Here is a 13,376-nt window from a genome sequence, read left to right as displayed (position 1 = left end):
TTTTTGGCACCGGTTGATTGATTAACGACGCGCCGTTTTGGCAGGGGGGCGAGTGAGGCTGCTAGGCAGTTGGTTCGCACCTGCCCAAGAGCCGCCGGCGATGCTGCTGGCGATCGCCGGAAGCGCGACGATCAGAGCGTCGCCAGCTAGGAAAAGCATGTCGAGTTCGTAAAGCCCGATGATCTTGGCTGCTGTCGTACCGGAGTTTTTGATCACCAAAAGCATGACTCCCAGCGAGGCTGCTTCGGCAGCGATAACTATCGTTGCAACGATGTTGAGGAGGAGAAGCAGCAGCCCATACGAGAGCAGTTGGCCGATCCATTTGGTAGCCATGTCTCGAGTGTGATCAAAAAGGTAGCCTACAAGAACCAGGGGGCCGATCGCCAAAAGCACCTTCGTCAGAATTCCGACGGCATCATAGATCTCGAACGCTGTCCACAGCGCGCCGTAGAAAATCCATTCCGCTCCCTGGAAAGCAAGTATGTCCTGGCCATTCATAGGCCCAATTTCGGAAGCAACCACCTGAAGGGAATACTGAGTTAAAGCAAACATCATGTCGAGCTTCTGGGGGATACCGATGAAGGGCAAGTCGCTGCCACTGATCTGGTGAGCAAGCCTTGGAATCGTCTTTTCGAAGACCGCTTCAATGTACTGCTGGTAGTTGGCCTGGCTTAAGATAAGAGCAACGACAATCGATACCATGATTACGCGCGAGATACCCCCGCGCGCATCGACTTGACCACGCATGACCAGACAGCCTTGGATTATTATCCAAAGCGTGACACACGCAACCAGAGGCGCGCTGACCGCCTCTTGGATTTTTTCAAGCACGTTGTGCAGCCCTAACGTAAAGGCCTGATGAAAGATCGTGTCTATAGCCGTGAATGGCGCGTGAATTCTGAAAGTCATGGCGTGAGCCTGATTTGTCGCTGATCAGCGCAGCTGAGCCGGATGAACTCAGCGTCGTTTACGGGAGGACGCCAAAAATGCGAGCGGTCTTCTGGCGTTCGCGACGCTGCATCGCGGCCTCCTCTGCGGCGTGAAGGCTTGCTTGTGCAGTGGCCATCGTCAGCAGACTCGTGGCCTGGGCATTTTGGATCATCGCATCGTGAATCTGCTTGAGGACCAGACCATTGGTCACCGTGGCCTGCACAATATTTCTCGAGCTGGAAAGCTGACCAAGCGTGTTGTCGTTAGCCTTAAGGCGCTTGTCCATTACGTCCAGAGTGTCGGCTGCAAGACCTGCGGCATTGGCGGCACCAGCGATTTGCTCCTCTAACAGTTTCCCTTCTGCATCGGTGCCGGTGACTCTCCGATCTGAGTCCTGCGCAATGTTACGCGCCATAATCGAAGCTGGCGCCCGAGCATCAAACATCTGCCCCTCCAGCTTGTTGCTCGACGGGTAGTGATTTCCTTGGTTCAGTGCGCCCAGCACACCCGTGACACCGAATGACGACGTTAGCATCTCCACCATTTCGATCGTGGTAGCGAGCGTCTCGGCTGACTTTATAAGGATCGCCGCAGTGGAAGCCGCTGTTAAGGCCGATTGTGTTTCTGTTACTGGGTCGCTGACAATAAATTGCGACCGGGCCTGTGTGCTAAGCAGAAAGGAAGTAGCGAGCGTTGTTGCTGCAAGCTTGGCAAATCTCATGAATATTCCTCCGTCAGTCTTGAACTTCGTGGTAACGAGCCATGAACTCGTCGAGCCACGCACTTGGGGCATCTCCGTGTTGGTCACGAAGCTGGTCGGCAAAGCGCACGGTGTTGGCCCGCCCCGAGAGTACGGCTACATGCTCGCGCATCTGGCCGAGATCGAATTCGCAAACAACACTCCCGCTGTCGCGCTTGAGCAAAAACTTGCGGCTGCCAATTGCCATTCCCTGGCGGATTGCCTCGAACTCCTGCGTGGTGCACTTCAAGCCATCGACATACGCACCCCGGTCCGCCGTCGGTGATGGGTAGAAAATCTTCGTCATGCATTGCGCAACGAGACTGGCTCCGAGAGGCGATTCAAGCACGTGTTCAGGCTGCTGCGTTGCGAGTATCAACATCCCATTATTCTTGCGGACGGTGAGCAAGAACTTGTCGATAACAGCCGAGAACTGGGGGTTAAGCAGATAGAAGCGAAATTCGTCGCAGCTCATGACGAACCGACGCCCATCGACAACAGCGCCCACGCGATGCAGAAGATACGCGGCGGCGGGCGCACAGACCTCCTCAAATTCCAGGAGCTGCGTCATGTCGAAGCCGGTAATGCAGGCATCCAGCCTTACTTCGTCGACATCGCCGTCAAAGGCCCATCCAAGCGCGTTCCCTCTACACCACCGCTGCAGCCGCGCTCCAGCGCCCTCGGAGGGGCCGTGCAGCAGGAATTCGCGCAAGCCCGCAATTGAACGCATGACGGGTTCGAACGAAAGTTGACGAACAATGCCACGCTCCAGTCGACGGCTTTCCTCCGGCGAGATCGGGCCACGGCCGTCACTCTCGATTAGAGCCATCAACCATTCGCGCAGAAAGTCCAGCGAGGCGGAGGTGTTGTCCAGTCCACGCAGAGGGGCCAAGCCGCTCGGAGCGCCTCTGCGCAACGCCAGATATGTCCCTCCCGTGGCTCGCACCAACAGTTCACCACCCCGGTCCTTATCGAAAAAGACGATGGCACCATCGCGGTCGACTACGCTTTGCTCAAGCATCGCGAGGATAAAGGTCATCAGCGTCGTCTTGCCTTTGCCGACGGGCCCGAATATCGCCGTCATGCCGACGTCGTTCTCATGGGGGATGTAGTCGAAAGAAGTTCCCCCGTTCGTGCGAAAGCGCGCAAGAGCTTTGCCCCAGTGGCCGGAAGTGGAACCGCTTGGGAAGTTCTCAAAGGAGACAAGCCCGGCAAAATTGTGCGACGTGATCGCCCCGGGGCGTGTTCGCCACCTGTTGTTTCCCGGAAGTTGCGACCAGTACGCGGCCTCCATGCCGATCCCCTCTTGGACGATAACGGCGCCCGTGTCGGCCAGCCTTGCGCGGGCATTTGCTGCGCGATCTCCAAGGCTGTTGAGGCTGTCAGCATAGACGCACAGGCTCAAATGATGTGAACCCATGACGAACTCGTTGCTTGCCAGTGCGTCCTCTGCTTCGGCAAGTTCATTGATCTGGGTGAGAGCCTTGTCGCCGGCGCTCGTCATCTGGCTGGACTTAAGGCTAAGCTTCGCATGAGCTTGTGGCCGAGTGAGGAAGGAAAAGCTCTGGCTAAGGACAAGCGGGAAGTTGGCGGACAGCAACGGATTTAGCATGCCTGGCCGCGTGGTCGCCGGATATTCACGCAACGAAAACAATGATCCCACGGAGCCACCCCCGGGTCTTCGAATCTCAAGCGCCCGCTTACCGCAGATGACCTGGTCAGTGTAGATCGCGGCACCAAGTGAGCCGGTAACCATCGGAACCGGAAGAAACCGGCACGTCATTATCAGCCGAAGCGCCTCACCGATTTCCGTGAAGAGCACGTCGCCTTTCTCACGAATACCCAACCGGCGCAGACCGTAACCGCCGAGTGACCCAGAAATGATCTGCCAGAGGTCCTCCAAGCTTCGCATTTGTGTGGTCAGATCGTTGTCATCGCGTCTGGGGGATTTGGCAATGCGCCAGCCGATCTTGCCGATGGCGGTGCGGGGGAACACGATGACAGTGAGGAAGTGATCGTTGCGAAACAGCTTGCCCGACAGCACACGGCTCTCATAGGCCTCGCTCAGACTGCCAGCGAATGTGCTTTGAAACTGGCGCGATACCGGTTCCGGCACATCGTTGTTTCGCACAAGGTGTGCGTATAGCGTGACATTGTCGTCGGCTATGTTGCGCAAGAGAGTGTTGAACGCGCGGCAGCGCGAGTTGCGCATCTCAGCGTCTTCCAAATCAAACGGCAGTCCGTTCAAATGTGCCATGGCCATGATCGATCCGTCCTCCAGAAGGACAACTTGATCGCTTAGATGACCGATATACGGAAGGTAGATCTCGCCAGATCTCTCGGTCCGGCCACTGGCGCCAAACATTACACCATTCCTCTTCCGCGTTTTGGCACTCTAATCGGATTGGCGCTGACGCTCGCGCCGCCCCAGCCCTGTCCGTCCACGCTTCTGCCGGCGGTCTGCAAATAGAGGAACACGACGCTTGCGGCGTTATAGTCACGCTCAACAATCAGCCGTGCTCCGAACCAGAGTGGCACGAGCACGACTTCATAAAGCGGGTTCTTAAGGATGATGATGACGAGCCCCGCCAACATCATGAGCGCTCCGGCCAGTGTCAGCGGCACCCCCAGAAACAGTGCGGGGCGTGTCGCCGCCACATAGAGGGTGCTCACTTCCAACCGGTCGCTCATCAGCCGCCGCCTATGAGCGCCTTGCCCAGGAAGCTGGCGCCAAACATGATGACGATTCCTCCAACGACGCCCGCAACCAGGCCAAGTGAAGCACGACCGAACATCCACGAGATACCGATGGCCACGAGTCCGAGCACGGCCAGCGATTGTCCGAAGGGGCCAAGTATGAAGGTGCAGATATTCTGGACCATCTTTGCAGGATCCGTCCCTCCGGTCACCTGGGCCGCGGCTGGCCCGCTGGAGAAGACCGTCCACGCGACGCCCGCAGCAGCGGCCGGTACATATTCCGCCGCCATGCGCAGCATGGAAAAAGGCGAAGGAACACGCGTTTTAAGCGCACGAAGTATTTTGAGTGGCTTCATCATTGTATCTCCAAGATTTAATCGAATACGAGTTTGTTCGGGTTCGAGGGTTCCCGCTCTTCCGCAGCCTGGCTGCCTTTCGGACCGGAGGGATCGGCCCCGGAGCCGTTTGCCTGATAGGAGCCCCAGATGTCCCAGGAATTTTGGTTGGGCTGCTTTCTACTGGCCTGTTGGCTCCGATGGAGCAGAGGCGGCACGGCTTTGCGACCGGGTGCCTCAAGGTGTGGCGCATCTCGAGCGGCCGGCTCCAGCGTTCGCTCAAGGTGACTTGACATGTCCTTTGCGGCCGACTCGACCTTGCGTACATAACCGTTGGCGAAGCCACGCGTGACGTCGCCCGTGTTATAGGCCGAGATGGCACGGCGAAGCGCCAGTTGCTGCGCCGGAGCAGTCGTGCCGCCGGCATACCGGCTCTCAAGCAAGTGGGCGGCAGCCGAAAGCGAGGCGCAGGGCTCGAAAGCCTTTTCCGGCGTGAGATTGAGCATGGGAAAGTTCTTGCTGTTTATCTGCATCAATCCAACATCGACAGAATGTTGTGCTTCGAGGCGGTCCTTGATGCCCCGCGTGGCTTGCAGGAGGTCTATCCAGCGAAGCTGCTCACCTGTGGTGTTGTCATGGGCCACCAGCGTTTCAAAGCCACTTTCAATCTTGGCAATCGCGGCAAGGGTGGACGGCGCAACCCAGGGTGCGCATTTGCGCGACAGGCGGTGGAACTCACGGGGCGAAAGTGGCGCGGGCTCGGCTGGGAGTGACATGGATGTCAACAGGACAATGGCCAGCGGCCAAGCTGCAATAAACATTTCCTATCACCTACCTTTCCAAGCGCCGCCGGGCGGGTTCTGGCCCTGTCCGGCACGCGCTTATCGGGGAGGTTTGTTACTGCGTGATTTTCAAGTTCGGCTTTTCGGCTTCAACTGAAACAAAGACCTTGTTCGTGTCAGCGTGGGTGGGCATCTTGCGCATGCGCGGGGCGGCCCGGGCCCGATCAGCCCGCGATATCAAAGCATCCTGGTACGTTGACGCCCTGTGATCCCGACGGTCCGTTGCTGCTGGATCGTAAGCCGCCGCTTCGGCGTCATGGGGGGTGATGGGGTCGTCTGCGGGCGCCTGGTCAAAAGCAAATGGAAGCTCGGCGGCTTATTCGGACTGCGGGTGCCGTGGGTCAATCGAATGGGAGAACCGAGAGGCGCCAAGCTGCCCAACGTTGCGTATGCTGCGATTTGCTTAAGGGGATGGTCATCCGCGGCCTTGCATGGTCAGGTCATCGACACCGCGAGCTCATCCGCGAAGCTAGGCGCAAATCCCCGGCGCGAAGGTCAATCGGAAGACGTCGGGGCACAGCCCAGCCTGGTGCGAGCCTGATTCGGCTGTTCGGCCGGCCGCCAGAGGGGATCATGTACAGTCCACCGGCACATGACCGCACGCCATCGGCGGCGTCCGACGGCGCAACCGGCAGGCATAGTGACTGGCTCAAAGGGAGTGTGTGCATTCAACTGAGAAATGTTAGCTCGGATGGTAGCCGCACCGACCTGCCGGTCGCGCGCACCGGGCTTGGCGCCGCCGGCCGCATCGGAAGAACCCGCCGTGGGCGGGAAACATTCCATTGGCCAAGGCCACTATAGCAGAGACGGCCGTTCTTGCGCCCGCCGCCTCTACAATCAATCAAACGCCGCGCTGCTCCACCGCGTCGGAGCCGGACACGCGACCGGGTTTTGTTTCGAGATGATCCAGCTCCGCAAGCGCCAGAACTGCGACGACGCAAGGACATGGCAGGCAGCTGGGCGCCCGTGCGTCGAAGTCGAGTGGTTTGACAGGCCTGCATTCGACCTCGAAGCGATAAAGCGAATGAGGCCACGGCAGGGTCATGCCGGCGCTTGGATCCGTCTGGTCGCCACGGGCTGCTTGGTGCGGTCAATTGCCTGTGGATGAGAAGACCAGGACGAGCAACGGCCTCACATTGGCCGTACGCCACGGCGAGTGGTAAGCAAGGGGCAGCTGTTCTGCATCGGTGCCACAAGGTTGCTCGGCAACAGCTTTAGCCAGGGATTCAAAATGAAGGTGAGCCGTTGAAACATGTCCTTGTCATTGACGATGATGCCGCAATGCGGCGCCTCATCGCCGAGTATCTCATTATGCATGCCTTGAAGGTGACCGCCGTCAACGATAGCAAGCAGTTTAACTACGTTCTATCCCATGAGCCTGTCGACCTCGTGGTGGTTGACCTCAACTTGGGCCGGGAGGATGGACTTGCGATCGTCCGCAATCTGGCGACAAGATCGGACTTACCCATCATAGTGATCAGCGGCGACCGGCTTGATGAGGCGGAAAAAGTCGTTGCACTGGAGCTCGGCGCAACCGATTTCATTCCCAAGCCTTTCGGGCTGCGCGAGTTCCTGGCCCGCATTCGCGTAGCGCTACGCCAGCGCCTTGCCAGTCCGCGAACGAAAGATCATCGCTCGTTCCGGTTTGGAGCCTGGAAGCTCAGCGTCAAGCAGCGGCGGCTGATCTGTGCAGAGCGTGGCGAGGTCAAGCTTACCGCATGTGAGTTCAATCTCTTGATCGCGTTCCTGGAGAACCCCCGCAGCGTACTATCCAGAGAACGGCTTTTGCTCGCGAGCCGTGTGCGTGGAGAAGAGGTCTACGATCGAAGTATCGATGTCCTGATCTTGCGCTTGCGCCGAAAGCTCGAGGCTGATGCGGCCAATCCTCGCCTGGTCAAGACGTGTCGTGGTGCGGGGTACTTCTTCAACGCTGACGTTGACGTCAGCTACGGAGGCAGCTTGGCCGCGTGACAGGAGCTAGCAGACGAGGCTGATCAAGCGAAAGCAGCGTTCTCAGGCCACAGGCTTCAGCTCGGGCGCCCGGGTGTAGGCAGGCGCAGGTCGTGGATCTGGCTGCTTGGACGGCTGTCGACGATGCTGCTGAGGACGTCGGCGAGATAGCCGAGTGGCTCGACACGATTATGCTTGCGGGTTTCGATCAGCGATGCATGACTGCCCCAGTGTTCGGCACCGCCGTTCGAGCCAGCGAAGAGCGCGTTCTTGCGGTTGAACGCGAATCGGACGGATTGAGCGCTCGACGGTGTTGCTGTCGATCTCGATGCGGCCTTCATTAATGAAGCGCGGAACGCCTTCCCAACGTGAGAGCGTGTATTGACCGGGCGAGCTTTGTCTTGTGACCCATCAGGCCGAGCTTTCGTGCAGCCAAAGGTTCAAGGTCGGCAACAATAGCGCGGCTATTTTCCTGACGCGTCGCACCGCGTCTATCGGCCGGTCGTTCGCTGGCTCGATCCTGTAGAGGTCGGCGATCCGTCTCAGCGCCTGGCGGCGATCGGCGCGTTTCCAGGTCTACAATCACGTGGCAATGGCAGCCTGATCAATTGCGGCGACAGCTACCGGTCCGGGGATCCCATCAGCCTCTCCGTCGCCAAAAGAGCTGTTCTACTTCATCCTGGCCATCGAGCTCAACGCCCTGCGTCGGAGCGCTCTCGGCTTCTGGAGGAAGCCATGAGGTCCGCTCGGGCTTGATCGGAGTCACGCCTGATGGAAGACGTGTCTGCTTCGCTCGCCTGGCGCCCCATGGCGAGGCTTTGCGGATTCTCTGTCCTCTGCCTCTTCGCCGGTCTCACCAGCGCTGTGTAATGTTCAGTGTTGATGATGACGCCCCCGCTGTTCACGCGGTTGCTGCCGTCAGGTGGGCTCGGCAGCTCGTTAGGGGCCTCGCGCGACTTGCTCAAGTGCTGGTCAAACGGCGCTGGCGCGACTTGTCGGGCTTGCTGCTCTTGCAACACGGCGTCTTGCACCTGCGACCCGGCTGCTCCCAAGGCTTCCGCGGGGATTGCGGCAAGCTCGTGCGGCAAGCGGCCCTGCCTCAGTCGGTTTTGCAGCGCCTGCCGATCGGCGACGAGCTTGTCGAGGTGCAGCGGCCGCTGCCGTTCCGGCCACTCTTGGTTCGCCAATCTCTGAACCAGCGCGCGCGTGCCGTCCAACACGAAGACGCCGCAATCAACACCGTTGTTCTGCCGGGCCATTTCGGGTGTCACCAGGGCGGTCGCGTCCAGTCTTGCTGCGAGCTCTCGTGCAGGCGCGTCATTGTATCCCCGTCCATCGCGCTGATGGATGGAGTCGTAGTGATAGGCGACCGCTCTTTCCGGGTCGCGGCGATCAACGAGCAGCAGCGACCAATGCTCAGTGCGTCCCTGATTCTCCCCCGTAGCCAAAGGATTGCCACTGTTCACCGGCAGGAACACGAAGTCGGCTGCGACGTCGCTGTGATGATAGATGGACAGCAATGTAAGTTGCGCGTCCCGGTCGTGACGGCGCAGTTGCTGGGAGACCAACGGATCCACCAACCGCGTTCGGGCGGCGAGCGCTGGGTGGGCCACCTGCAGGTCCTGCTCCAGCAACCGGTAATCCCTGTGGATATGGGCGTCGCCCAGCAGGTCGGCGCCGAGCACCGCCCCCTCGGGGAGGTTGGACGAGCCTGACGGAGAAGCTCCGATCCGTGCATCGGAAGAGCTGGTCAGATCGACGAACGGAACACCGCGATAGGTGTCTGACAGCATGGCGGTCGCAGGCAAGGCGTGTCCTGGAGCACTTGCCAGTACTGCTGCGGCTGCAGCTTCCCTCATCGCACCGCGATGGACAAGCCAAACGTCGTTGCCTCCCTCTGGCCTCCGGGCGGTGTAGCCCTGACCTTTAATCTCATAGTTCCATTCCGGCTGGTCTGCGTCCGGCAAGAGGCCATGATGGTACAAGGAAGAGAGCATCGCGTCTGGGACGCGTTGAGTCCCATGGGAGAAGCCTTCAGGGACGGCGAATTGGATGTTGATGAAGTCCTCGACCGCAGCGGGGGGTGCGTCAGACCTTGCAAAGGACCCGGCCTCCGCATGCAGGCTTCCAATGTGTTCGGACCCTGTGCCTTGAACAGGTACCCCTGCCAATGGCAATTCACCCAAGTGCTGCATGGGGGGCTGCATCGGAACGCGGCCGCCTTCGCTCAGCGGCTGCTGAATGGCGGCGGCTTGCAGCGGATTCAGGGCCCACTGCCTCTCCGTCGGCCGCAACGGCGCTGTGTCATGTTCATTGTTGATGATGAACCGCTCGGGTGGCAGGTGGTTGCCCTGATCAAGCGCGTCCGGCCAGGGCCGGTGTTGGCTGGCAGCTAACGTTGGCGGGGCGGCGGCCTCAACTCCGGCGTGTCCAGAGCCGGCCGCTGCGAAAGCGTCCGCCATGATCCTGTCTGACGCGGGTTCCGCATCGCCAACCCGTTGCAGCGCGGAGAGCAGATTGCGGTAGCCTGGAAACAACCTCTCGGCGAATTCGATCCGCGAATCATGATCCAGCCCAGAGATCGTCAGACCCTGACTCTCCAGCACCTCAGAAAATCTGCGAAGAATACTACCATAGACAGCACGGCTGCTTGGAGCCAACCTGCTGTCATTGGCCACTTGTTCCAAGAGATGCACGTCTGCCTTTGAGGGCACCGGCACTCGCCACCCGCGAGTAGCCGAATAGCCCGGCTCATGATACGCACGCAGAACGCTCAACGCCGGCTTCATTTCATCGTTTTTCGGAAAGAAAGCATCGACGTGATCGACCAGGGATTGGTGATTTTTTAGATCAGTCGCTTGGCCACGAGCGCCGAGATCATTCGCCAATCGGCGAAGTGTACGCCTATAATTTTGGAGGGTTCTCACGCTCAATTTTTGCTGAGCCGCAGCGTGGGCGATCGCCTTATCGATAAGATCCCGGTGTTCGTCGGACAGATGGGGATAGCCGGTGGCACGGGCGCCACTCGCGACAGGTCCGCCTCGGCGCGGCTCGGCCACGTGCGGCTCAAAGCCCGCTTGCCGGGCCTGGCCCGCATCAGGCAAGGGGTCGTTGCGGCCCACGAAAGGGAGCATCGCGTCTGGGACGGGTTGAGTCCCATGAGAGAAGCCTTTGGGGACAGCGAATGAGACGTTTATGGAGTCCTCGATCGCAGCGGGGAGTGCCTCATACCTTGCGGAGGGCGCGGCCTCTGCATGCAGCCTTCGGGTGTATTCGGACCCTGTCCCTTGAACGGGTACCGCTTCCAATGGCAATTCACCCAGCTGCTGCATGGGGGGCTGCATCGGCACGCGGCCGCCTGAAATGCCGATTTCGCTCGGCGGCTGCTGAATGGCGGCGGCTTGCGGCGTATTCAGGGCCCTCTGCGTCTCCGCTGGCCGCACCAGCGCTGTGTAATGTTCGTCGTTGATGATGACCCGCTCGGGTGGCAGGTGGTTGCCCTGATCAAGCGCATCCGGCCAGGGCCGGTGTTGGCTGGCAGCTAACGTTGGCGGGGCGGCGACCTCAACTCCGGCGTGTCCAAAGCCGGCCGCTGCGAAAGCGTCCGCCATGATCCTGTCTGACGCGGGTTCCGTATCGCTAACCCGTTGCAGCGCGGAGAGCAGATTGCGGTTGCCTGGAAACAACCTCTCGGCGAATTCGATCCGCGAATCATGATCCAGCCCAGAGATCGTCCGACCCTGACTCTCCAGCGCCTCAGAAAATCTGCGAAGCTTACGACCATAGACAGCACGGCTGCCTGGGGCCAACCTGCTGTCATTGGCCACTTGTTCCAAGAGATGCGCGTCTGCCTTCGACGGCACTGGCCGCCGGCCAGGCGCCGAATAGCCCGGCTCATGATATGCACGTAGGAAGTTCAAAGCCGTCTTTATATCACCGTTTTTCGGAAGGAAAGCATCTACGTGATCGACCAGGGACTGGTGATTTTTTAGATCAGTCGCTTGGCCACGAGCGCCGAGATCATTCGCCAATCGGCGAAGCGCAGCCGAGTATATTCGGAGCGTCCCCGCGCTATGGTGTTGCTGAGCCTCAGCATCGGCGATCGCCTTATCAATCACGTCCCGATGTTCGTCGGACAGATGGGGATAGCGGGTAGCAGGGTCGCCGCTCGCTCGGCGCGGCTCGGCCACGTGCTGCTCAAGTCTCGCTTGCCGGGTCCGGCCCGCATTCGGCAAGGGGTCATGGCGGTCCACGAAAGAGAGCATTGCGTCTGGGACGCGTTGAATCCCGTGGGAGAAGTCTTTGGGCACGGCGAATGAGACGTTGATGGAGTACTCGATGGCAGCGGGGGGCGCCTCAGACCTTGCGAAGGGCGCGGCCTCTGCATGCAGCCTTCGGGTGTGCTCGGACCCTCTCCCTTGAACGGGTACCGCTTCCAATGGCAATTCACCCAATTGCTGCACGAGGGGCTGCATCGGCACGCGGCCGCCTGAATTGCCGATTTCGCTCCGCGGCGGCTGAATGGCGGCGGCTTGCGGCGTATTCAGGACCCTCTGCCTCTCGGCTGGCCGCACCAGCGCTGTGTAATGTTCGTCGTTGATGATCACCCACTCGGGTAGCAGGCGATTGCTCTGGTCAAGCGCTTCCGGCCAGGGCCGAGTCTGCTGTTGGCTGGCAGCTAACGGCGGCGGGGCAGCGGCCTCAACTCCGGCGTGCCCAGAGCCGGTGGCTGCGAAAGCGTCGGCAACGATGCTGTTTAGGTCACCCCGTCGAGCGGGCATCCCTGGGTCGCTGAAAAAGGACGAGGCGGCTTGATCATGTTGCCGTAGCTGAAGCACTTCGCGGAAGCCCTGTTCAAGTCGCAGAACCTCTTCTGGATTCGTTGGCGACTCGTCAGCTTGATCCAACAGCCTGCGGGCCTCGGCAAGGTGCTGGTTATAGCCCACTTGCCGGGCCTGGTCCGCCTGCCCCTCTCCCAAGCCGGCGCCCTGCACCTGCGACAAAGCTGTTACACGGGATGGGTTACTATTTCGCGGGTTCACACTAGCCTCACATCAAACTGTATCGTCATATTCTGCGCCAATCCGCGCAGCGGTGCGCCGTTGCTCGGCCCTCCTCCCGTCGCGGGATGAACTTCCAGCTGCACGTGTCCGTGTGCTATCGCGATCCATTGCTCGGCTTCCAGGAGTCGTATCTCTACCCCATGAGGTTACCCCCGAAGCTTGATCCGCTAAACCAATATGGTGTTACACTTGTAGTCTCGCAGAGACTTCTCGCAGCTCTCTGGGTCACGCCGAGAGCCGTGACCGAGAACAGGTGAGCACAAGGTTCGCGCCCCTCAGGGGAACAAATCTGTAGACCGGCGTTCCTCACTGCAATCTTATGCCACTTTTGGGCGATTAAACACAAAACAACACTACAAAGCCTCCGCTCAAATTCTACGGAATCCAAGACAAGATACAGACCGCTGGTGGGTCCGACGCGGTACTCCAACTTGGGACGCGACGTCGGATGAGCGTGAGCCCTGTCGGCCGAAGGGCATCGTGAGTCCTTCGGCGAGGACAAACCCATCGTCGTTCTTGCCCGTAAGTTCAATGCCGATTGCTGCTATGGCGCAGGTCACTGGTCTCCTCTCGCGGCGGCGCCAGATCATCGCCATCGACTTTGACGGCCACAGCCAGGTCTGCGAGACACGCCCATGAACCCCGAAAGGAACGGCGATGAGGTTGCCGCAGCCGGCGCTACCTGGGGATAGTCCAAGCCGACGCAGCGGTTTGGCCGACCGTCTGCACAACGGTAACATTCCGTCGTTTCCGACGATTATAGGTTGCACATCACTTCTGGTTCGGGGCACCAGATGGCAGATTAGCGCAAATCTTTCGC

7 protein-coding genes and 2 pseudogenes are annotated in these 13,376 nt (G+C 59.8%); 1 reads left to right on the top strand and 8 read right to left on the bottom strand.

Annotated features, from left to right (window positions below):
- Positions 1 to 21: 21 nt before the first annotated feature.
- The 6 genes from AC0L2D_RS28545 to AC0L2D_RS28520 form a co-directional block, all read right to left on the bottom strand.
- Positions 22 to 909 carry a type IV secretion system protein gene (locus AC0L2D_RS28545; protein WP_473543516.1) on the bottom strand — a complete coding sequence of 296 codons (888 nt, stop codon included), beginning with the start codon at positions 907 to 909 and terminating at the stop codon, positions 22 to 24.
- A 58-nt stretch (positions 910 to 967) separates the two neighbouring features.
- Positions 968 to 1,651 (bottom strand): TrbJ/VirB5 family protein, encoded by a 684-nt coding sequence (locus AC0L2D_RS28540; RefSeq protein WP_473543514.1) that lies wholly within the window; start codon positions 1,649 to 1,651, stop codon positions 968 to 970.
- Positions 1,652 to 1,664: 13 nt separating this feature from the next.
- Positions 1,665 to 4,034, bottom strand: coding sequence for a VirB4 family type IV secretion/conjugal transfer ATPase (locus tag AC0L2D_RS28535; RefSeq protein WP_473543512.1), 2,370 nt, complete (start codon positions 4,032 to 4,034; stop codon positions 1,665 to 1,667).
- Positions 4,034 to 4,360 carry a type IV secretion system protein VirB3 gene (locus AC0L2D_RS28530; protein ID WP_473543510.1) on the bottom strand — a complete coding sequence of 109 codons (327 nt, stop codon included), beginning with the start codon at positions 4,358 to 4,360 and terminating at the stop codon, positions 4,034 to 4,036. The genes AC0L2D_RS28535 and AC0L2D_RS28530 overlap by 1 nt, the downstream gene beginning before the upstream one ends.
- Entirely contained in the window at positions 4,360 to 4,665 is a 306-nt protein-coding gene (gene virB2 / locus AC0L2D_RS28525) for a pilin major subunit VirB2 (RefSeq protein WP_473543590.1), read from the bottom strand. Before virB2 ends, AC0L2D_RS28530 begins: the two co-directional genes overlap by 1 nt.
- 74 nt (positions 4,666 to 4,739) lie before the next feature.
- Positions 4,740 to 5,522 carry a type IV secretion system lytic transglycosylase VirB1 gene (locus AC0L2D_RS28520; RefSeq protein ID WP_473543509.1) on the bottom strand — a complete coding sequence of 261 codons (783 nt, stop codon included), beginning with the start codon at positions 5,520 to 5,522 and terminating at the stop codon, positions 4,740 to 4,742.
- A 1,266-nt stretch (positions 5,523 to 6,788) separates the two neighbouring features.
- Here AC0L2D_RS28520 and virG point away from each other — a divergent pair.
- Positions 6,789 to 7,514, top strand: coding sequence for a two-component system response regulator VirG (gene virG / locus AC0L2D_RS28515; RefSeq protein WP_473543507.1), 726 nt, complete (start codon positions 6,789 to 6,791; stop codon positions 7,512 to 7,514).
- A 42-nt stretch (positions 7,515 to 7,556) separates the two neighbouring features.
- Here virG and AC0L2D_RS28510 read toward each other — a convergent pair.
- Both AC0L2D_RS28510 and AC0L2D_RS28505 read right to left on the bottom strand, forming a co-directional pair.
- A pseudogene (locus AC0L2D_RS28510) lies at positions 7,557 to 8,045 on the bottom strand (IS66 family transposase); the annotation flags it as partial.
- 140 nt (positions 8,046 to 8,185) lie between these two features.
- A pseudogene (locus tag AC0L2D_RS28505) lies at positions 8,186 to 12,457 on the bottom strand (Ulp1 family isopeptidase); the annotation flags it as partial.
- Positions 12,458 to 13,376: the final 919 nt, after the last annotated feature.

This window comes from Mesorhizobium sp. WSM4833 (genome assembly GCF_055811095.1).
The sequence above is the reverse complement of the archived record's forward strand: the minus strand, read 5'-3'. Positions and strand labels throughout refer to the sequence as shown.